At 72.0% G+C, this 20,508-nt stretch carries 18 protein-coding genes and 1 riboswitch; of the genes, 8 read left to right on the top strand and 10 right to left on the bottom strand.

The annotated features are described in order from the left end of the window. Nucleotides 1-160: 160 nt before the first annotated feature. Nucleotides 161-577, bottom strand: coding sequence for a cobalamin B12-binding domain-containing protein (locus ABZ930_RS39610; protein ID WP_361559825.1), 417 nt, complete (start codon nucleotides 575-577; stop codon nucleotides 161-163). Between the two features lie 398 nt (nucleotides 578-975). Here ABZ930_RS39610 and ABZ930_RS39605 point away from each other — a divergent pair, with 398 nt between their 5' ends. Continuing rightward, on the top strand, nucleotides 976-1,887 hold the full coding sequence (locus ABZ930_RS39605; protein WP_361559822.1) for an alpha/beta fold hydrolase: 912 nt from the start codon (nucleotides 976-978) through the stop codon (nucleotides 1,885-1,887). Nucleotides 1,888-2,085: 198 nt separating this feature from the next. Further along, nucleotides 2,086-3,645 (top strand): M23 family metallopeptidase, encoded by a 1,560-nt coding sequence (locus ABZ930_RS39600; RefSeq protein WP_361559819.1) that lies wholly within the window; start codon nucleotides 2,086-2,088, stop codon nucleotides 3,643-3,645. 6 nt (nucleotides 3,646-3,651) lie between these two features. Here the strand turns inward: ABZ930_RS39600 and pcrA are convergent, their stop codons facing one another. Then, nucleotides 3,652-6,165 carry a DNA helicase PcrA gene (pcrA, locus tag ABZ930_RS39595; protein WP_361559816.1) on the bottom strand — a complete coding sequence of 838 codons (2,514 nt, stop codon included), beginning with the start codon at nucleotides 6,163-6,165 and terminating at the stop codon, nucleotides 3,652-3,654. 320 nt (nucleotides 6,166-6,485) lie between these two features. Next, a riboswitch (cyclic di-AMP (ydaO/yuaA leader) is annotated at nucleotides 6,486-6,654 on the top strand. Between the two features lie 7 nt (nucleotides 6,655-6,661). Here pcrA and ABZ930_RS39590 point away from each other — a divergent pair. Further along, nucleotides 6,662-7,849 carry an NlpC/P60 family protein gene (locus ABZ930_RS39590; protein WP_361559813.1) on the top strand — a complete coding sequence of 396 codons (1,188 nt, stop codon included), beginning with the start codon at nucleotides 6,662-6,664 and terminating at the stop codon, nucleotides 7,847-7,849. A gap of 16 nt (nucleotides 7,850-7,865) precedes the next feature. Here ABZ930_RS39590 and ABZ930_RS39585 read toward each other — a convergent pair whose 3' ends face one another. After that, nucleotides 7,866-8,219, bottom strand: a complete 354-nt coding sequence (locus ABZ930_RS39585; protein WP_361559810.1) for a hypothetical protein — start codon at nucleotides 8,217-8,219, stop codon at nucleotides 7,866-7,868. 310 nt (nucleotides 8,220-8,529) lie between these two features. Here ABZ930_RS39585 and ABZ930_RS39580 point away from each other — a divergent pair, with 310 nt between their 5' ends. Continuing rightward, the gene (locus ABZ930_RS39580; RefSeq protein WP_361559807.1) at nucleotides 8,530-9,594 is read left to right on the top strand and encodes a C40 family peptidase; all 1,065 of its coding nucleotides are present in this window, start codon (nucleotides 8,530-8,532) and stop codon (nucleotides 9,592-9,594) included. Nucleotides 9,595-9,607: 13 nt separating this feature from the next. On the opposite strand, the gene ABZ930_RS39575 is transcribed toward ABZ930_RS39580, so the two are convergent. Further along, nucleotides 9,608-10,363, bottom strand: a complete 756-nt coding sequence (locus ABZ930_RS39575) for a class I SAM-dependent methyltransferase (RefSeq protein WP_361559804.1) — start codon at nucleotides 10,361-10,363, stop codon at nucleotides 9,608-9,610. A 77-nt stretch (nucleotides 10,364-10,440) separates the two neighbouring features. Continuing rightward, nucleotides 10,441-11,916: an FG-GAP-like repeat-containing protein gene (locus tag ABZ930_RS39570; protein WP_361559801.1), complete on the bottom strand. Its 1,476-nt coding sequence runs from the start codon at nucleotides 11,914-11,916 to the stop codon at nucleotides 10,441-10,443. A gap of 229 nt (nucleotides 11,917-12,145) precedes the next feature. Between ABZ930_RS39570 and ABZ930_RS39565 the strand changes: the two genes are divergently transcribed. After that, nucleotides 12,146-12,748, top strand: a complete 603-nt coding sequence (locus ABZ930_RS39565) for a DUF4232 domain-containing protein (RefSeq protein WP_361559798.1) — start codon at nucleotides 12,146-12,148, stop codon at nucleotides 12,746-12,748. Between the two features lie 13 nt (nucleotides 12,749-12,761). On the opposite strand, the gene ABZ930_RS39560 is transcribed toward ABZ930_RS39565, so the two are convergent. From ABZ930_RS39560 to ABZ930_RS39550, 3 genes are all read right to left on the bottom strand, one after another. Then, nucleotides 12,762-13,403, bottom strand: coding sequence for a LysE family translocator (locus ABZ930_RS39560; RefSeq protein ID WP_361559795.1), 642 nt, complete (start codon nucleotides 13,401-13,403; stop codon nucleotides 12,762-12,764). A gap of 63 nt (nucleotides 13,404-13,466) precedes the next feature. Then, complete coding sequence (locus ABZ930_RS39555) at nucleotides 13,467-14,159, bottom strand: response regulator transcription factor (protein WP_361559792.1); 693 nt, start codon at nucleotides 14,157-14,159, stop codon at nucleotides 13,467-13,469. Then, the gene (locus tag ABZ930_RS39550) at nucleotides 14,156-15,463 is read right to left on the bottom strand and encodes a PspC domain-containing protein (RefSeq protein WP_361559789.1); all 1,308 of its coding nucleotides are present in this window, start codon (nucleotides 15,461-15,463) and stop codon (nucleotides 14,156-14,158) included. Before ABZ930_RS39550 ends, ABZ930_RS39555 begins: the two co-directional genes overlap by 4 nt. Nucleotides 15,464-15,627: 164 nt before the next feature. Here ABZ930_RS39550 and ABZ930_RS39545 point away from each other — a divergent pair, with 164 nt between their 5' ends. Then, on the top strand, nucleotides 15,628-16,929 hold the full coding sequence (locus tag ABZ930_RS39545; RefSeq protein WP_361559786.1) for a PspC domain-containing protein: 1,302 nt from the start codon (nucleotides 15,628-15,630) through the stop codon (nucleotides 16,927-16,929). After that, nucleotides 16,883-17,125: a hypothetical protein gene (locus ABZ930_RS39540; RefSeq protein WP_361559783.1), complete on the top strand. Its 243-nt coding sequence runs from the start codon at nucleotides 16,883-16,885 to the stop codon at nucleotides 17,123-17,125. Before ABZ930_RS39545 ends, ABZ930_RS39540 begins: the two co-directional genes overlap by 47 nt. Nucleotides 17,126-17,340: 215 nt before the next feature. Here ABZ930_RS39540 and ABZ930_RS39535 read toward each other — a convergent pair whose 3' ends face one another. Together ABZ930_RS39535 and ABZ930_RS39530 are read right to left on the bottom strand one after the other, a co-directional pair. Then, a complete protein-coding gene (locus ABZ930_RS39535) occupies nucleotides 17,341-17,868 on the bottom strand; it encodes a DoxX family membrane protein (RefSeq protein WP_361559780.1) in 528 nt (175 codons plus the stop codon). 76 nt (nucleotides 17,869-17,944) lie between these two features. Then, nucleotides 17,945-19,216 (bottom strand): hypothetical protein, encoded by a 1,272-nt coding sequence (locus tag ABZ930_RS39530; protein WP_361559777.1) that lies wholly within the window; start codon nucleotides 19,214-19,216, stop codon nucleotides 17,945-17,947. Between the two features lie 145 nt (nucleotides 19,217-19,361). Between ABZ930_RS39530 and ABZ930_RS39525 the strand changes: the two genes are divergently transcribed. Further along, nucleotides 19,362-20,240, top strand: a complete 879-nt coding sequence (locus ABZ930_RS39525; protein WP_361559774.1) for a DUF4429 domain-containing protein — start codon at nucleotides 19,362-19,364, stop codon at nucleotides 20,238-20,240. Nucleotides 20,241-20,508: the final 268 nt, after the last annotated feature.

Genomic DNA, 20,508 nt, shown 5'->3' with positions numbered 1-20,508 from the left:
TACGCGGCGAAGTCCGCGAAGCGGCGCCGCGCCCCGTCGGCCGGGGCAGCCTTCCCCTGGGCGAGCGAAGCTCGCTTCCAGGGGCGCGGGGAACTGCGCGAGAAGCGGCCACCGGCCCGCGGACGACAGCGGACCCAGAACCGCCCAGCCCCCGGCAGGGCTACGCTTCGGCGGGCTCGCGGACGTTCGTCCTGACCCACTCCACGATCGACGCCGTGGTCGCGCCGGGAGTGAAGATCTCCGCGACGCCCTTCTCCTTCAGGGGCGCGATGTCGGCCTCCGGGATGATGCCGCCGCCGAAGACCTTGATGTCGGCGGCGTCCCGCTCGGCCAGCAGCTCGATGACGCGCGCGAAGAGCGTGTTGTGCGCGCCGGAGAGGATGGAGAGGCCGATCGCGTCGGCGTCCTCCTGGATGGCGGTGTCCACGATCTGCTCGGGGGTCTGGTGCAGTCCCGTGTAGATGACCTCCATACCGGCGTCGCGCAGGGCCCGCGCGATCACCTTGGCCCCGCGATCGTGGCCGTCGAGCCCAGGCTTCGCGACGACCACGCGGATCGGACCGGCTGCCACACCCATCACTGCCTCCCTGAAGCGACTGACCCCCGGTATACCCCGTCGTGGATATCCGAAGTGAACGAACGTTATCGACAGCATCCCGCAACCGCCCGTTTCACGGTGCGGACCGAGGGGGAAATCACACGGTGGGACACGTTCGCTGCGCGCCGCATCCCCGCTGGGTGGCACATCCGCCGCATCCGGGACGGGCGCGAGGGGAGCCGCTACGAGATCGCCGCGCCACCGCGCCGTCAGCCGCACGGCACGGTGGCCCGGTGCTCCCGTCGTCGTGCGGACCGACTCGCAGGGCCGATGCGTCGGTACATCGGTTCATGGCGCATCCGCCTGCTCGGCCGGCTCCCCAGGAGTGCACACGGGGGACAGCGAGGCCCCCCGTGCGCCGACGGGAGGTCGACCGAATGAAGGTCACGAGGGCGCTGCCCTTTCGCCCGCACTGTCATCTGCTGCCCACGAGACTGGCCGGGCTGTCGATCGCGCTGCTGAAGGCGACCGCGCTGGAGCTGGCCATCCTGGCCGGGCACCTGCTCCTCTACCCCTCGGGCGTGCTCCCCGAACGACCAAGGCCACCGGCCCTCCCGCTCGTTCCGCCGCACGACACGGACCCGGTGCCGGAAGAGCCCGAGACGACGCCGGCCACCGCGCCGCGCCTGCCGGCCCCGGCGAAGCCGCCGGTGCTGCTGCTGCACGGCTTCATCGACAACCGTTCCGTCTTCGTCCTGCTGCGCCGCACCCTGGCCCAGCACGGCGGCCAGCCGGTCGAATCGCTCAACTACTCGCCGCTGACCTGCGACATACGCGCCGCGGCCACCCTGCTCGCCCGCCATGTGACGCAGTTGCGCGAGCGCACCGGGCAGGACCGGATCGACATCGTCGGGCACAGCCTGGGCGGTCTCATCGCGCGCTACTACGTACAGCGGCTCGGCGGGGACGCGCACGTCCGCACCCTCGTCACGCTCGGCACCCCGCACGCGGGCACCCGGGTCGTGCCGCTCGCGGACGCGCACCCGATCGTGCGGCAGATGCGGCCCGGCTCGTCGGTGATCGAGGAGCTGAAGGAGCCGGCGCCCGGGTGCCGGACGCGTTTCGTGAGTTTCTGGAGCGACTTCGACCATCTGATGGTTCCGCTGGAGACGGCCTGCGTGGACCACCCCGATCTGCTCGCGCAGAACGTGCGGGTGACCGGCATCGGACATCTGGCGCTGCCGGTGCACCCGGCGGTCGCGGCCGGGGTCCGGCAGGCACTCGACGCCGCGCCCACGACGGAAGGAGCGCGCGCCGCCGACTCGGTCGGCGGTCTGACGGTGGCCTGACGACAGCCGCACACGGCGCTGAGGTCGAACGTTTCTCGAACTCAGCGCCAAAGCTGTGCCCACAGTCCACCGAAAGACGGGCGATTGCCCGTCTTTGCGGGCCGGGAAACCTGCGGAAGATTGTCGCGCCCTCGTACTGCCGGGTACAGTCGCCGCACTGCTCTGGCAGCCCCTGTTGTCGAGGCGAAAGAGAAGTTGGTGAACGACCGTCATCCGTCGGGGACCGCGCACTACGCGGCACACGACGGTTACTCCACGACCAGCTTCGCCACCGATCCACTCTTCGGTGACCTGCCGGGCGACAGCCCCGACACCGGTTCCTACGCCACCGGTGCGTACGACACGGGCTCCTACGACACGGGCCACTGGTACGCCGACCCCGGCCACCAGCAGCAGCAGCACAACGCCGCGTACCCGTCCTCGTACGACACCGGCGGCTACGACACGACCGGCGCCTGGCCCACCTCCGGGTACGAGCAGAGCGGCGGCATCCCGGCCCAGTCCGGCGGCCCCGGGCAGCACACCGGGCAGTGGGACACGACGGCGTACGACGGCACGCAGACCTTCGGGACCCAGACCTTCGAGGCCCCGGCCTTCGATACGCAGACGTTCGAGACCCAGACCTTCGAGACGCAGACCTTCGAGGCCCCGGCCTTCGGGACCCAGAGTTTCGAGACGCAGTCCCTCGACGCCCAGCCATTCGACACGCAGCACTTCGACACGCAGCACCTCGAAGCGCAGCACCCCGACGCGCAGACCTACGACACGCAGAGCTTCGAGTCGCCGGTCTTCGGTGCGACGGCGTACGACACGGGCGCGTACGACGCCACGCAGTGGAACTCCGGCGGCACGCCCGTCACGGACACCGGCCAGCTCGAAGCCGTGCACGAGCCGGTCCCGGACCCGGGCCAGGCGACGGACGCGGCACCGGACCCGTACGGCACCGACGAGCCGGCCGCGGAGCACCCCGAACCGGTCGCTGAGGAGCGGGAGTTCGCCTCGCGCGCCGCGGCCCGCGGCCGGTCCCGGCGCCGCACCCCCGCCAAGCGCTCCGCGCTGCTGACCGTCGCCGTGCCGTCGGTGTGCGTGGTCGGCATCGCCGGGATCGCGGCGGCCTCGGTCGGGGTCGGCGGAGGCGGCGACGACACGGAGACGCAGGCGATGACGGCGTCCGACGCGACCGCCGTGAAGCCGTCCACGGCCAACAACAAGCTGGACACCCAGCTCGCCGATCTCTCCCAGGACGCCGGTGACTTCGCCGACCGGGCGAGCCGCACCCAGGAACGCATCGACCTGAAGGCCAAGCAGGAGGCGGACCGCAAGAAGGCCGCCGAGGAGGCCGCGCGCAAGGAGGCGGCGCGCCCGAAGTTCGCGATCCCGGTGAAGCAGCACGGGCTGAGCGCCTACTACGGGCAGGCCGGCATCAACTGGATGTCCGTCCACTCCGGCATCGACTTCCCGGTGAGCTACGGGACCCCGGTGATGGCCGCGACGGACGGCACCGTGCGGACGCAGTGGAACAGCGCGTACGGGAACATGGCGATAGTGACCGCCAAGGACGGCACCGAGACCTGGTACTGCCATCTCTCCGCGCACACCGTGATGAGCGGCCCGGTCAAGGCCGGCGACGTCATCGCGCGGTCGGGCAACTCCGGGAACTCGACCGGACCGCACCTGCACTTCGAGGTACGGCCCGGGGGCGGCTCGGCGATCGACCCGCTGCCGTGGCTGCGCAGCCACGGCCTGGATCCCACCTAGATCCCGCTACAGCTTCTCGACCGGCGCGTACCGCAGCAGCAGCCGCTTCGGCTTCGGGTCGCCGAAGTCGATCGTCGCCTCCGCGTTCGACCCCGAGCCGGTCACCCCGACCACCGTGCCCAGACCGAACTGGTCGTGCGTGACACGGTCGCCGACCGCCAGGGACACCACCGGCTTCTCGCTGGCCCGGCGGGTGGCGAACGCCGGGGTCGACGAGCGCGAACGCGACGAGGACAGCGAGGCCGCGATGCCGCCGCCGATGCTCTTCGTCGAGGCCGCAGGCGTCGAGGGGCCCGTGCGCTTCCAGTCCAGGTGCGCGGCCGGGATCTCCTCGAGGAACCGCGACGGCGGGTTGTACGAGGGCTGGCCCCAGGCGCTGCGCATGGTGGAGCGGGTGAGGTACAGCCGCTCCCGCGCGCGCGTGATGCCCACATAGGCGAGCCGGCGCTCCTCCTCCAGCTCCTTGGCCTGGCCGAGCGAGCGCATGTGCGGGAAGACGCCGTCCTCCAGGCCCGTCAGGAAGACCACCGGGAACTCCAGGCCCTTGGCGGTGTGCAGGGTCATCAGGGTGATGACGCCGCTGCCGTCCTCGTCCTCGTCGGGAATCTGGTCGGAGTCCGCGACGAGGGCGACCCGCTCCAGGAAGTCGGAGAGCGTGCCGCCGGAGACCGGGGCCTCTACGCCGTCCTCCTGCGCGCCGTCCTCCTGCGTGCCCTCGTCCGGCGCGGCGGCCGAGTCCTGCTCGAACTCCAGCGCCACGGCGGCGAGTTCCTGGAGGTTCTCGATGCGGGTCTCGTCCTGCGGGTCGGTGGAGGCCTGGAGTTCCGCGAGGTAGCCGGTGCGCTCCAGGACCGCTTCCAGGACCGTCGCCGGGCCCGCGCCCGACTCGACGATCGTGCGCAGGTCCTCCATGAGCGTGTTGAACCGCTTCACCGCGTTCGTCGAGCGGGCCGCCATGCCGTACGCCTCGTCGACGCGACGCAGCGCCTGCGGGAACGAGATCTTCTCGCGCTGCGACAGCGCGTCGATCATCGCCTCGGCGCGGTCGCCGATGCCGCGCTTCGGCACGTTCAGGATCCGGCGCAGCGGGACGGAGTCCTCCGGGTTGGAGAGCACCCGCAGATAGGCCAGGACGTCCCTGACCTCCTTGCGCTCGTAGAAGCGGACGCCGCCGACGACCTTGTACGGCAGTCCTACGCGGATGAAGACCTCTTCGAAGACACGGGACTGCGCGTTCGTCCGGTAGAAGACCGCGACGTCGCCGGACTGGGCGTCGCCCGCGTCCGTGAGGCGGTCGATCTCGTCGGCGATGAACTGGGCCTCGTCGTGCTCGGTGTCCGCGACGTAGCCGGTGATCTGGGCGCCCGCTCCCGCGTTCGTCCACAGGTTCTTGGGGCGGCGGGACTCGTTGCGCTCGATGACCGCGTTCGCCGCCGAGAGGATCGTCTGCGTGGAGCGGTAGTTCTGCTCCAGCATGATCGTCGTCGCGTTCGGATAGTCCTCCTCGAAGTCGAGGATGTTGCGGATCGTGGCGCCGCGGAAGGCGTAGATCGACTGGTCGGCGTCACCGACGACGCACAGCTCGGCCGGGTCCGCGCCCTCGCCGTCCGCCGGGCCCACCAGCTCCTTCACCAGCGCGTACTGCGCGTGGTTGGTGTCCTGGTACTCGTCGACCATGACGTGGCGGAAGCGGCGGTGGTAGTACTCGGCGACGTCCGGGAACGCGCGCAGCAGATTGACCGTCGTCATGATCAGGTCGTCGAAGTCCAGCGCGTTCGCCTCGCGGAGGCGGGACTGGTACATCGCGTAGGCCTGGGCGAGGGTCTTCTCGAAGCCGTCGGCGGCCTGGCCCGCGAAGTCCTCCTCGTCGATCAGCTCGTTCTTCAGGTTGCTGATCTTGGCGCTGAAGGACTTCGGCGGGAACTTCTTCGGGTCCAGATCCAGGTCACGGCAGACCAGGGCCATGAGGCGCTTGCTGTCGGCGGCGTCGTAGATCGAGAAGGAGGACGTGAAGCCCAGCTTCTTGCTCTCGCGGCGCAGGATCCGCACGCACGCGCTGTGGAAGGTGGACACCCACATCGCGTTCGCCCGGGGTCCGACGAGGGCCTCGACGCGCTCCTTCATCTCGCCCGCGGCCTTGTTCGTGAACGTGATCGCGAGGATCTGGCCCGGGTGGGCGCCGCGCTCGGCGAGCAGGTACGCGATGCGGTGCGTCAGGACGCGGGTCTTGCCGGAGCCGGCGCCCGCGACGATGAGCAGGGGCGAGCCGCCGTGGACGACGGCCGCGCGCTGATTCTCGTTCAACCCGTCGAGCAGGGATTCCGGATCCACCGCCGGGCGCGGGGCGCCGTCGCGGTAGTACGCGTCCCTGGCCGGGGGCACGTCGAACTTCCCGCCGAACAGATCGTCCGGGATCGGCTCCGGCGCGCTGTCGTCGACGGGGTCCTCGGGCGGCGGCGGGGGCTGCTCCGCGCCGCTCTGGAGGCTGGCCAGGAAACTGTCGTCAAAGAGGCTGCTCATCGCCGTACGAGTCTAGGCCGCCCCACTGACAGACCGCCGCCGCCTTTGCGATACCGGGGTTCCGCCGCCCCGTGGGGACCGGGCGCGGCGCGTTCCGCATGACGCAGATCACTCGGCCGCGCCCCCTGCCGTCACATCGGCACACAGCCGGATAAAGCGATCGCGAAACCGCCTCCCGGCGCCTCTCCGATCCCCCACCCGCACCAAGGTCACGAAAATGTATCGGGCATATCGCACATCAACCTTCACAGCAGCAACACGAGTTGGCTACGGTGCTGCGCGGGCAGCCCGTCCCCCCGTCCGCGGTCGTCGCGGCGAGCGGGCAGCCCCCGCCGAGTTCCGTACGCCGCGAGGCAGGGAGCCGGGGACCCACCGACCTTGGGGTGAATCGGCTCGGCCGCCCGGCAGCACGGGGCGGCGGACCGTAGGGCAACCTTCCGCAGGCCCGAACCCGACAGCTAACCCGGTAGGCGGATGACGGAAGGAGTCGCCAGCCTTGGCGTCGCACCGCAAGCCGCGCAATCGCTCCCGACTCGCCGGCGGTCTTCGCACGACCCCGGCGATCGGCATCACGACCGCCGCCCTCACCTCCGTCGCCCTGCTCTCGCAGACGGCGCAGGCCGCCCCCGCGCAGCCGGACCGGCCGAGCCTGGAGGAGGTGCAGAAGAAGGTCGACACCCTGTACCGCCAGGCCGAGGTCGCCACGCAGAAGTACAACGCGGCCAAGGAGCAGACCGCCGGCAAGAAGAAGCAGGTCGACCGGCTTCTCGACGACATCGCGCAGCGCACCGAGAAGATGAACAAGGCCCGCCACGAGCTGGGCCGGTTCGCCGCCGAGCAGTACCGCTCGGGCGGGATGAGCAACACCGCGACGATGTTCCTCGCCGACAACCCCGAGGACTACTTCGCGCAGGACCAGCTGCTCAGCCGGATGACGAACGAGCAGAAGAAGGCCGTCGACGACTTCCAGGACGAGCAGCGCAAGACCGCGAAGAAGCGCACCGAGGCCCAGGAGAACCTGCGGCAGCTCTCCACTTCCCAGGACGATCTGCAGAGCTCCAAGCAGGCCGTGCAGACGAAGCTGGCGGACGCCCGTCAGCTGCTGTCGAAGCTGACCGCCGAGGAGAAGGCGCGGCTCGCGCGGATCGCGAAGGCCAAGGAGGAGGCGGCCCGCAAGAAGGCCGCCGAGCTGGCCCAGAAGCAGAAGGAGGCCGAGGAGGCCAAGCGCAAGGAGGCCGAGGAGAAGGCGGCCCAGGAGGGATCGTCCGGCTCCGGCTCGACCGGCTCGGGTTCGTCGGGCTCGGGTTCGTCCTCGTCCGGCTACGCCGCCAAGGCCGCCCAGGCCCTCGCCTTCGCCAAGGCCCAGGAGGGCAAGCCGTACGTGTGGGGCGCCACCGGCCCCGACTCCTACGACTGCTCAGGGCTGACCCAGGCCGCCTGGAAGGCCGCCGGGATCACGCTGCCGCGCACCACCTGGGACCAGGTGGAGGTCGGCACGACGGTCTCGCTCTCCGACATCCAGCCGGGTGACCTGGTGTTCTTCTACGACGACATCAGCCACGTCGGCCTCTACCTCGGCGACGGGATGATGATCCACGCCCCGAAGCCGGGCGCGTACGTGCGCGAGGAGTCCATCTACTACGACGGCACCTCGTCGATCCACAGCGTGGTGCGCCCGGCCTGACGGACGCCGGACCGGATCAGGTCCAGAGCACCGCGATGAAGATGTTCGCGACGGTGAGCGCGCCGACCGTCGCGAACAGCCCCTTCTCGGCCTTCTCCTCGTCCCGCTTCACATAGACGATGCCGAGGATCACGATCAGGATCGCCAGCTTCACGCCGATCTTGATGTTGTTGACGGTGTTGTCGTCGGCCTGATTGAGGCCGACGAGGGCGACACCGGTCACCAGCATGGTCAGGGCGCCGTGCAGCATCGCCTTGTTGAAGCGGGCGGTGCCCTGGCCGATCGCCGACATCTGCGTGAGGAAGCCGCCGAGCAGCGAGGCGATGCCGATGATGTGCAGGCCGACGAAGAGATGGATGAGTACGTCCATGGTTCCGGAGCCTAACGGGACGGACCGGACGCCCCGTCACCGATCCCCCGCGAGCACTCCCGGCCACCGGACTGTCACCCTCTGACGTGATCAACAACAAAGGGAGCAGTTCCGAACAATCCATCACCAACCCGTTACGCCGAGGTTTAGCGTCCTTGCTCAGGTGACCGGCTCCCCACCGCCGCCCGGGCCAGGGGCGGCAGTCGGACACCACCGCCGAGGAGGGTCCGGCGGCGGCCCGTTCCCCCTGTGCGGGCCGTCGCCGGGCGTGTACCGAGGCGGTCGTACGACCGGAAGGACGTGGCGTTTCGTGCCGGCAGCGCATCGCAAGCCCAGGCAGCGCTCGCTCAGCGGCCAGACGGCCCGCACCGCGGCCACCCTCGCCCTCGCCTCCGCGGCGGGCGCCACCGCCTTCGACGGCGGCACGGCCCACGCGGAGCCCGACCTCAGCCCCGCTCAGGTCAAGGCGAAGGTCGACCGGCTCTACCAGGAGGCGGAGGTCGCCACCGACAAGTACAACGGCGCGCAGGAGGACGCCGACCGGGCCCGCAAGAAGGTCAGGTCGCTCCAGGACGAGGCGGCCCGGCGCGAGGACGCCCTGAACTCCGAGCGGCAGCGCCTCGGCTCGACGGCGGCCGCCCAGTACCGCACCGGCGGCGTCGACCCGTCGCTTCAGCTCCTGCTCTCCTCCTCCCCCGACCGCTATCTCGACGAGGCGTCCCTCGTCGACCGGGTCGGCACCCGGCAGGCGGCCACGATCTCCCGGGTGCGCGCCAGGTTGCGGGACGTGGAGCAGTTGCGCAGCCGGGCCGACGGCCAGGTCTCCGAACTCCGCACGAAGCAGCGGGAGCTGGCCCGGCAGAAGAAGACCGTGACGCACAAGCTGGGCGAGGCCCGCGACCTCCTGGACCGGCTCTCCCCGGCCGAGCGCGCCACCGCCCAGGACACCGCGGCGGGCGCCGACCGGGCCTCACGGTCCGCTGCCGGCCGGACGGACCCGACGGGCCCGGCGGTCGAGGCCCCGAGCTCCCGCGCGGCGGCGGCCATCGCGTACGCGCGCCAGGCCCTCGGCAGCCCCTACGTCTGGGGCGCGACCGGTCCGAACGCGTTCGACTGCTCCGGTCTGACCCAGGCCGCGTACCGCGCGGCGGGCGTCTCCCTCCCGCGCACCACGTACGCGCAGATCAACGCGGGGCAGCGGGTGTCACGCTCCCAGCTGCAACCCGGCGACCTGGTCTTCTTCTACTCGGGCATCAGCCACGTCGGCCTGTACATCGGCAACGGCGAGATGATCCACGCCCCCAACCCGAGCGCCCCGGTGCGGATCGCGCCGATCGACCAGATGCCCTTCGCGGGGGCGGCGCGGGTGGCGTGAGCGCGGTCGCGGCTCAGGCCGCCTTCTCCCACACGGAGACGTGCTTGCGGCTCTCGCTCGTGAACGGCTCCCGGTCCCATCCCGCCCACCGCTCGCGCAGCCGCAGCCCGGCGATCCGGGCCATGAGGTCGAGCTCGGACGGCCACACGTACCGGAAGGGGATGGACCAGAACGTGCCCTGCCCGGTCTCGGGGTCGTCGAGGGTGAAGTAGTTCGAACTCATCGCCTGGGTCGCGACGTCGTACCGGTCGAACGCCCACCGGGTGTCGGAGACCTGGAACGGCACGGCCTCCTGCCCGTACGGCAGCAGCCGCAGCTCCGGCATCCCCACCTCGACGACGAAGGTGCCGCCGGGGGCGAGATGGGCGGCGGCGTTCAGGAAGCAGTCGACCTGGGCGTCCTGGCTGGTCAGATTGCCGATGGTGTTGAAGACGAGGTAGACGAGCGAGAACCCGCCCGCCCCCTCGGCCCGCGCCGTCGCGAAGTCCCCGATCGTGACGGGGATCCGGTCGCCGCCCGGCTTGGCGCGCAGCCGCGCGACCATGGCCCGGGACAGGTCGATGCCGTGGACGCCGACCCCGCGCGCGGCGAGCGGAAGGGCGACGCGGCCGGTGCCGATGCCGAACTCCACCGCGGGCCCGTCGCCCGCGAGTCCGGCCAGGAGATCGAGCGTGGGATCGAGCGCCTCGGGGGTGAACATGGAGGCGGAGGACCGGTCGTAGCCCGCCGCGATGGATTCCGGGAAGTAGCCGTCGTCTCCAGTGACCATCCGAGGACCGTAGGGGCGGGGGACGCGCGGGCGCATCCGGTTTTCCCGGGCCCCACGGCCCTCGGACAGCACGTGCGCTACGGAATCCGCACGCCCGGGCCGTTGTCGCCGCTCAGGTTCGCGCCGAACCATGCCTTCGCCGACGGTGCGCCGATGTCCGTCGGATTGATCGCCACCGAGTTCGTCGCCGTCAACCCGGCCGCCGCGCCCCGCAGTTGCCACACCGCGCCGCCGTTCACGACGCTGCCCAGGTCCTCGCCGGGCGCGCCCGCGACCAGGTCGGCCCTGCCGTCGCCCGTCACGTCGAGCAGCCGCACCGCGCCGCCGAACGCGTCACCGGCCTCCGCGACCCCCGGCACACCGGCGGTGTCCTGGTGGAACGCCTGCGCGCCGGTGCCGGTGAGTCCGCCGCTGCCGCCCTTGAGCAGCACCACGGCGCCGGCCAGCTTCTTCGTGCCGATCGCCTCGCCGGGGACGCCGACGGCCAGGTCGGCGTACCCGTCGCCGTTGACGTCGGCCGCGTTCAGGCGCGAGCCGAACTGGTCGCCCTTCTCGCTCGCCCCGGGCACGCCCGCCGTGCTCTGCGTGATCGTCTTCGTACGGGTCCTGCTGGGGCCGGTCGCCGAGCCGTAGTAGATCTTGACGGTGCCGGGGTCGGTCTCGGTGCCCTCGGTGATCTCGCCCGGCCAGACGCGGGTGGCGAGGTCGGCCTTGCCGTCCTTGTCGAAGTCGCCGACCGCGGCGGCGGCCGCGGAGGGCAGGGCCGTGTAGGTGGCCGACAGGCCGTTCTCGGTACCGAGCCAGAGCTTGCCGCCCTCGGCGTGGTTCTCGTAGACGTAGAAGGTCGCGAGGTCGTCGATGCCGTCGCCGTTGAAGTCGCCCGCGGTGCTGGTGTTGATGGAGTTGTCGGTGCTGTAGACCTTCACCTGCTGCTCGCGGGCGGGGGCGCCGTCGCGGCCGAGGGGGCCGTAGAGGACGGCGTGGTAGTCGTAGTCGTCGCCGTGGTCCATGAACAGGTCGGTGTGGCCGTCGCCGTCGAAGTCGCCCGCGGTCAGGTCCTCGCCGATCGAGGTGTTCGCGGGTGCGGCGATACGGGCGGCGCCCTCACCGGTCATGCCGCCCTTGCGGCCCCACAGGACGGTCACCGCGCCATTGGTGCCGGCGGCCGCGTCGTACTCGCTGGAGACCGCGGCCAGGTCGGTCAGGCCGTCGCCGTCCAGGTCCCGGGAGACCATCGCGTAGCCGAACCTGTGGTCGTCGCCGGAGGCGCCGGGCACCCCCGCGGTGTCCTGGCTGAAGACCTTGGTGCGGGCCGGGTCGATGCCGTGGGCCGAGCCGTAGCTGACCGTGATGTAACCGGCCCAGGTGTGGCCGCCGACCTTCGCCTGCGGGGCGGCGACGGCGACGTCCTGGAAGCCGTCGCCGTCGAAGTCCTCGCGCACGGTGGTGGCCCGGGTCTGCGCGGACGCGGTCCCGGCGATGAGCGGTACGCCGAGCGAGCCGATCAGCGCGGCGGCGATGGCGGTCGACAGGACGGGTCTGCGGATGGACACGATGCCTCCTGAACGGAAAGGTGGGTCGTCTGCGAGACGCGCGTGAACGGCCGATGGTTGTGCGCCGAAGCCCACGTGAACCGTTCGGCCGCCCTTCGTCACCGCTTTTCGACTCCCGTGTCACAGAGGAATCTTGATCGACAAGGGCGCGCAACGGCCCGCCCGCACATAGATGTCCTATGAAACGACAGCGCGGAACAGTAAACGCCCCACCGTTTCAGGAGCCTCCATGCGTACGAAGAAGATCTCCGCCCTCGCCCTCGCCCTCGTCGTCGCCGCCGCCGGCCTCTCGCTGACCGCTTGCGGCGGCGCGGACGGACCGAAGGCCGCGGCGGGCTCGTCGAGCGGTACGCACGTCTCCGACAAGACCGGGACGGAGACGGAGACGGAGACCAAGGCCCAGGGGACCGGTTCGGGTTCGGCCTGCAAGACCGACAACCTCACCGGCACCGCCGCCGCCTCGGGCGTGAAGAACGAGGTCGTCGTCAGCCTGAAGAACACCGGCTCCACCACGTGCACCCTGCACGGCTTCCCCGGCGTCCAGCTGATCGGCCCCGACGGTCTCGGCGACACCGGCCCGGACGCCGCCCGCACCGACGCCGAGGCCCCCACCGTCACCGTCGGCCCCGGCGAGGAGAACCGCTTCCTGCTCCGCTGGATCCCGGACGCCCAGGGCAAGAAGTTCACCCGCCTCTCGGTCACCCCGCCGGACGAGACGGTCTCGGAGATCGTGAACCTCGACGGGCTGGACATCACCGTCCCCGCCGACGGCGGCAGCTCCCCCGACGTCTTCGTCGACCCGGTGGGCTACCACGTCGGCTCCGGCAAGTAGGCGCAGCGGTACGTCAGTCCTTGCGGCCCTGCACCGCGACGGTGACCCCGAGCCCGACCATCGCGAGGCCGCCGATGCCGCCGACCGCGGCGAGCCGGCGCGGCGAGCGGGCGAACCAGTCGCGGGCCGTGGCCGCCACGAGTCCCCAGATGCTGTCCGACGTCACCGCGATGACGTTGAACACCAGCCCGAGCAGCAGCATCTGGAGCGCGGTGTGGCCCGCCTCGCGGTCCACGAACTGGGGCAGGACCGCCGCGAAGAAGACGATCGTCTTGGGGTTCGCGACGCCGACCGCGAACCCCTCCCAGAAGGTCCGCGACCCCTTCGCGGGCTGCCCGCCCGCTCCGGCGAACACCGTCTGGAGCGACCGCCGCTGACGGATCGCCTGCACCCCGAGATAGACCAGATAGGCCCCGCCCAGCAGCTTCAGCACGGTGAAGACGGCGATCGAGCGCTCCACGACCGCGCCGACGCCGAGCGCCACGGCGGCGACGAGGACATAGGCCCCCGCCGTGTTCCCCGCGACCGTGGTCAGCGCGGCGCGGCGGCCCTGGGAGAGGGCCCGGCCGACGACGAACAGGACGCTCGGGCCGGGGATGACGATGAGGAGGAGGGACATCGCGGCGAAGGCGAGGAGCCGGTCGGTGGACACCATGGAGCCATGGAGACACAGGGGCGCCCGGCCCGTCCACCGGTTAACGGCCGGGCCGGGCCGCGGTCAGACCAGGCGCCGCGCGGTCGCCCACCGGGTCAGCTCGTGCCGGTTGGAGAGCTGGAGCTTGCGCAGCACCGCCGAGACGTGCGACTCGACCGTCTTCACCGAGATGAAGAGCTGCTTGGCGATCTCCTTGTACGCGTAGCCGCGGGCGATCAGGCGCAGCACCTCGCGCTCGCGCTGGGTGAGCCGGTCCAGGTCCTCGTCGACCGGCGGCGCGTCCGTGGACGCGAACGCGTCGAGCACGAAGCCCGCGAGGCGCGGGGAGAACACCGCGTCGCCGTCCTGGACGCGGAAGATCGAGTCGACCAGGTCGGTGCCGGTGATGGTCTTGGTGACGTAGCCGCGGGCGCCGCCGCGGATCACGCCGATCACGTCCTCCGCCGCGTCCGACACGGACAGCGCGAGGAAGCGCACCGGGTTCTCGGCGTCGCCCATCAACTGGGCGCTGCGGCGCAGCACTTCGACGCCTCCGCCGCCCGGGAGGTGGACGTCGAGCAGGACGACCTCGGGGCGGGTCGCCGTGATGACGGTGACCGCCTGGTCGACGTCGGCCGCCTCCCCGACGACCTCGACGCCCGTCGTCTCGGTGCGGCCGATCTCGGCCTGGACGCCGGTCCGGAACATCCTGTGATCGTCGACCAGGACCACCCGCACGTGCCGTCCGGGGCCCTGCTCCGCCGCTGCGTCGGTCATGACGTCCTCTCCGCCCTCTTCATGGTCAGTTCGACCTCGGTGCCGCCGTCGGGCACCGCCCGCAGGCGGGCCGTGCCGCCGTTGCGTTCCATCCGGCCGATGATCGATTCTCTTACGCCCATGCGGTCGGCGGGCACGGCGTCCATGTCGAAGCCCGGCCCCCGGTCGCGTACGGACACGAACACCTCGACCCCCTCGGACGTCGTCTCGATCTCCGCGTAGACCTGCACCGCCCCGCCCTCGCCACCGTACTTGGCGGCGTTCACCATCGCCTCCCTCGCGGCCTGCATCTGTGCCGTGAGGGCCTCGTCCAGCTTGCAGTCGCCGACGACCACGACCTCCAGGGGGACGCCGTGCTTGTCCTCGACCTCCGCCGCGTTGCGCTTGACGGCCTCCGCGACCGTCTCGGGCTCCTGCGGGTCCTCGGCGGCGGCCGGCTTGTAGAGCCAGGCGCGCAGGTCGCGCTCCTGGGCGCGGGCGAGGCGGCGCACCTCGCTCGCGCTGTCCGCGTTGCGCTGGATCAGGGTCAGGGTGTGCAGCACCGAGTCGTGGACGTGGGCGGCGACCTCGGCCCGCTCCTGCGCGCGGATGCGCATCAGGCGCTCCTCGGAGAGGTCCTGCGTCATGCGGATCAGGTACGGGCCCGCGAGCAGCGCGATGCCGACGAGGACGGCGAGCGCCGCCTGGAGGATCGAGCCGAGGTGCTCGGTGGCGCCCTGGGTGACGAAGATGCCGGTCACGCCCGCGCCGACCAGGACGACCCCGGCGGCGGCCCGGGCCAGGTTCAGGGTGCGCCGGCGGCGGCCGACCTCGGCCCAGCGGGCCCGGCGCGCGTTGTCCGCCTGGCGCCAGACCAGGGCGACACCCGCGCCGACCAGCACGGTGGGGACGAGGTACGCCTTGGTGTTGCCGGACAGGTGCACGTTCTGCACGAAGATCATCGCGACGATGACCATCAGGACGAGCGCGAGGATCTGCCCCTTGTCGGGGCGGCGCGCCACCAGTCTGCGGCGGCCGTCGGCGGAGACCTCGGTGGTGAGGACCGACGAGGCCACGGGCCGGTCGGCGCCGACGCCGCCGACGCCGAGCGGCACGAAGAACCAGAACGCCGCGTACAGCAGCGCGCCGAGCCCGTCGGCCATGAACAGGCCGACGAAGACCAGCCGCACCCAGACGACGGGCAGGCCGAGATGCCCGGCCAGGCCCCGCGCGACTCCGCCCAGCCAGCGTCCGTCGCTGCTGCGGTAGAGCTTGCGCGGCGGCCGCGGGTCTTCCACGAGAGGGGCGGTCGCTGCTTCCGGCATGGCACCGATCGTCACACGGCGGGGCGGCGCCGGGCATCAGGGTCGGGCCCGGATACGTCCCTGATCTTCCCGCCCGCCGTGGCACGGGCCTCAGGGACGATCTCAGGGTCCGGCCAGGGTTGTCCCGACTGCCGCCGGGGGCTCCGGCCCGCCACCATGGAGGTATGACGCAAGAGGATGCCCCGGCCGCCACCGCGGCCCCGGGTTCGGAGCCGGAGCCCGCGCCGCTGCGCCGGTTCCGCCGGGACCGCAGGCACAAGACGCTGGGCGGGGTGTGCGCGGGGCTCGGCCGGCACTGCGACATGGACCCGGTGATCTTCCGGATCGGTCTGGCCGTGCTCGCCGTGACCGGCGGGGTGGGGCTGATCTTCTACGGCTTCGCGTGGCTGTTCGTGGCCTACGACGACGCGGACGAGAACGAGTTCAGGAAGCTGCTCACCGGGCGGGTCGACGGGCCCGGGCTCGCCGCGATCGTCACCGCGCTGGTCGGCTGCGGCGTCTTCCTGTCCATGCTGAACAACGGCGGGGCGCTCTTCTTCGCCTCCGTCCTCGCCCTGCTCCTCGCGGGCTCCGGCTACTGGTCGCAGCGGCGCACCACCACCGCCGAGGCCGATCCGGTCGCCGCGCAGGCCGTCGCCGACGCGCCGCCCGAGGCGCAGGCGCCGCCGGTCGCCGGGGCGCCGTCGTGGTGGCGCGATCCGATCGTCAAGGACGGTACGCACGTCGGGGGCACCGGGTACTTCTGGGGGCCGCCGGAGATGGCGCGGGCCGCCGCGGCGCCCTCCGGGGGTCGTCCGGGCGGCTGGGGGCGGCCCGTGGGGCCCGCGCGGGCGCCCGGGCTGCGCGGGATCGGGGCGCTCACGTTCCTCGGCGCGCTCGTCGCCGCTCTGGTCGGGGCCGGTCTCACCTGGGACGACCGTTCGCTCGGCCACAGCCTGCAGACCGGGCTCGCCTGCGCGCTGGCCGTCTTCGGGCTCGGCATCGCGGTCAGCGCCTTCCGCGGGCGGACCGGCGTCGGCTCGATCGTCCTCGCCGTCGTCACGGCCGGGCTGCTGACGGCGTCCGCCGCGCTGCCCTCCAACATCAGTACGCGGTGGATGCACCGGGACTGGACGCCGGCGAGCGCCGCCGATCTCTCGGAGAAGTACGAGCTCGGGTCCGGGGTCGGCACGCTCGATCTCAGCAAGGTGCGGCTCGGGGACGGGAAGACGGTGTCCGTGCACGTCGAGGTGGGGGCCGGGCAGGCGCGGGTCGTCGTGCCGGCGGCCGTGACCGTGGAGCTGCATGCCGAGGTGGGGGTCGGGGACGTTCAGCTGCCCGGGGACGCCTCGAACGACGTCGATGTCCAGCCGGGCGTCGAGAAGCGCGCGACGCTCGAACCGGCGGCCGGCACCGATGCCTCCGGCACGGTCGAGCTGCATGTCGAGGTCGGGGTCGGACAGGTGGAGGTCTCCCGTGCGTCATGAATTCCGTCCCGGGCGGCTGCTGGCCGGGGTCGTGCTGATGGTGACCGGGGTCGTGTACTTCGGTGACGCGGGCGGGGCGTGGGACACGCCGTGGTTCGTGGCGATTCCGTTGGTGGTCGGGGGGTTGTGTCTGGCCGGCGCCGTGGGCACCGTGACCCATGAGGTGCGCCGCCGGCGGTCTTCCCCTGGGCCGTGACTTTCCGAGGCAGGCCGCGCGGTTCCCCGCGCCCCGGTCGGGTTGTCGTTCGTCCGCGGCCCGGTGGGGGCCGGTCGCGCAGTTCCCCGCGCCCCTGAAGGCATGCGCTGCGCGCGCCTTCCCCTGCCCCTGGGCGAGCGAAGCTCGCCTCCAGGGGCGCGGGGAACTGCGCGGGAAGCGGCCACCGGGGCGCACACGAACGACAACCCGACAGGTCACCGCACGGACAGCCCCCGCCTCCGCCCCCTCCACCACGCATCCACCGACCACACCGCCGCCCCGGCCAGCACCAACGGCAGCCACGCCATCAAGTACGCCAAGTCGTTGCCGTAGTAGTACGGCTCCGTCTGCCAGCTCACCGTCAGCCACAGGCTCAGCGAGATCAGCGCGCCGCCCAGCGCCGCGATCCGGGCCAGCACCCCGAGCAGCGTGCCGATACCGACCACCAGCTCGCCGAAGGCAATCGCGTAGCCGAACCCCGAAGGAGACTTCAGCGCCAGATCGACGAGCGCCGGAATCGCGGAGCTGTCCCGGACCCCGCGCATCTGCTCCCCGATGGACCCGGCCCCGGACGCCTTGAAGAACGCGCTGTCGCTGAGTTTGTCGTACGCCGCGTAGATGAACGTGATGCCGAGGAAGACGCGCAACGGCACCAGCGCGTACCGCTGAGCGGTCTCCCGCCAGTCGCCGCGTCCCCTGTCGACATATCCGGTGTACGCGTCGGTCCGCATGCCGTGTGCCATCACCGCTCCGCCGCCTCTCGCGCCTGGGCGCTCCACACGCCTTTACCCGACCATACGTACGAAAGGAGGCTGCGGCTCAATCGGTGACGTCGATCGTGCAGCGGTTGGTCTCGACGCCCGTCGCCGTGACGACCTGTACCTCCACCCGCCCGGGCTCCACATCCACCGGCACCGGCACCGTGAGCAGGGTGTCCGCGGGATTGGTGAAACCGCCCGCGACCGGCACCAGCGGCACGTGCACATGGACCGGCCCGATGCGCACCGCGACCCGGGCCAGCTGGTCGGCGCCGCCCGCGCCCGGCGGGACGAAGCCGGCGCCGCGGATCTCGATGTCGTCGCCGGTGCGGATGGGCGCGTCGAGGTCGCCGGCCTCCCGGGCCCGCACCACGGACAGGACGACCGGACGGCCGCCCTCGGCGTACTTTCCGGCCAGATACGTCGCCGCCGACACGACGACGAGGACGGCGAGCCCCCAGGGCAGGTCGGGGAGCTGGTCGGGGCGCCGGGCGAGACGCGCCCCGGCCCAGATCACGGCGGCGGCGCACACGGCCACGTACTGCGTGTCGGTGAAGCTGCCGCGCCCCGAGTCGTCGGTGAGCAGATCGGCGGCGCGCGGCCGCACGGCCCGCACCTTCTGCAGGCGTTGCCCCGTGACCCGCAGCCCGACGACCCGGCGCACCAGCACCGCGACCGCGCAGACCACGGCGAGCACCGCCAACAGACCTGCCCCGGCGGCGAGTTCGAGGCCGTCGATGAGCGCGTCGCGGCGGCCGGGGCCGGAGGCCGCCGCGAGTTCACCGGCGAGGACCAGCACCGCGTACACCGACAGCAGCACCACACCGCCCGCCACGGCCCGCGACGTCGACAGCCGGTTGTCCTCGCCGATCAGCGGCGCGAGCACCCCGCCGCGCGCCCGGTGCCAGTGAGCGGCGCCGGTCAGCAGCGCGCCGACCAGCACGGCGGCGACCAGCCCGGCCGTGCGCGCGGCCGTCCAGCCCGTACCGAGCGCCGTGAGCAGCTGGACCAGGAGGAGCAGCCCGGCCGCGCCCCAGACGACGAACAGGGTGCGCGGCCGCAGTCCGGCCAGCCAGGCCGCGCCCTCTTCCCGGCCCCGGTCGGCCACGGCCTGCGCGGACTGGGTGAGTTCGTCGGAGATCCACTGCCGGGAGGCCCCTGCCGAGTGGGCGACGGCGGGCGGCAGTCCGGTTCCGGCCGCCAGTTCGTCCCGCTTGGCCAGGAACGCGGCGACCGCCCTGCGATGCCCCTGGCGTGCGCCGTGCGGACAGTCACCGCACGTGCACCCGCCCCCGTGCGCGTCCTGCCCCTGCCGCGCTTCCTGCACCGCCACCGTCGTGCCCCCCGTCAACTTCCTTGTGATGACAGGGAATTGTGCCGTACCCGGCGCACGCTCCGGCGCGCAGGTCCCTCCCTGAAGGCTGAACGGCTTTCGCCCGCATTGACCGAAGTGTTGACGACGCTGCGAGAATTTCCGTATGGCCGAGATCATCCAGCGTGACGGAACCTGGGCCTTCGACGGAACCATGGTCCGCATCACCCCAGGTCTGCACCGCAGTGTGGCCCTGCTGCGGCAGACGTACGGCGAGATCGACGTGCCGCTGACGGCCGTCGCGGGGGTCGCCTACGAGCCGGAGCGGCGCCGCGGCCGGCTCCGCCTCACCCTGCGGGAGGCCGCCGATCCGCTGTTGCAGGCCACCGGCGGCCGTCTCCCGGACGCCGCGGACCCCTACCGGCTCGCGGTCGACACGGACCGTTCGGGCGTCGCCGAGTATCTCGCCGAGGAGATACGGCAGGCGCTGCTGCTCGAACAGCTCCCGGACGGGCCGGCCGTGTCCTACCTCGTGCCGGGCCCCGCCGTCCCGGTCTCGGTCCGCTCCAGCGACGGCATGGTCTCCTTCGACGGCAGCCGGGTCCGCATCGACTGGAGCGACACCTCGGACCGGGTGAAGCGGGCGACGGGCCCGCGGATCATCGCCCTCGCCGATCTCGACGGGGTCGACTGGCTGCCCAACTCCGGTTACGAGGACGGGTTCCTGCGCTTCGTCACCAAGAGCGCCACGGACACCGCTCCGCACGTCAAGCTCCCGCCGGAGAAGGACCCCTACGCCCTCGATCTGTGGGGCAACGCCCGCAAGGACCTGCTGACGGCGCTGGTCGCGGCGGCGGTGACGGCCCGGCTGCCGCACCCGTCGACGCCCCGCGAGGTCCTGCCGGGGGTGCCGGGTGTGGTGCGGGCCGATCACGATGTGCTGCTGCGCCGGTTGAGGGAGTTGGGGGATCTGCACCGCCAGGGCGTCCTCACGGAGGACGAATTCAGGCTCACGAAGCAGGTCGTACTCCGGGACTTCCGCTGAGTCTCGTGTGCGGGCCCGGTGGGGGCTGGTCGCGCAGTTCCCCGCGCCCCTGAAACGAGCTCCGCTCGCCCAGGGGAAGGCTGCGCGCAGCGCATGCCTTCAGGGGCGCGGGCCCCACGCGTACTCGGTGCCGCCCCAACTGGTCAGCAGCACCAGGCAGGTCGACGCGGCGGCGAGCAGCAGTCGCCGAGCGGGGTGAGGACCAGCAGCACCAGGAAGACCGAGATGCCGTAGAGGATCGGCACGGCGGTGCGCAGGGTGCGGTGGC

Origin of the sequence: Streptomyces sp. NPDC046716 (assembly GCF_040645755.1) — a bacterium.
Taxonomy (GTDB): Bacteria; Actinomycetota; Actinomycetes; order Streptomycetales; family Streptomycetaceae; genus Streptomyces.
The sequence above is the reverse complement of the archived record's forward strand: the minus strand, read 5'-3'. Positions and strand labels throughout refer to the sequence as shown.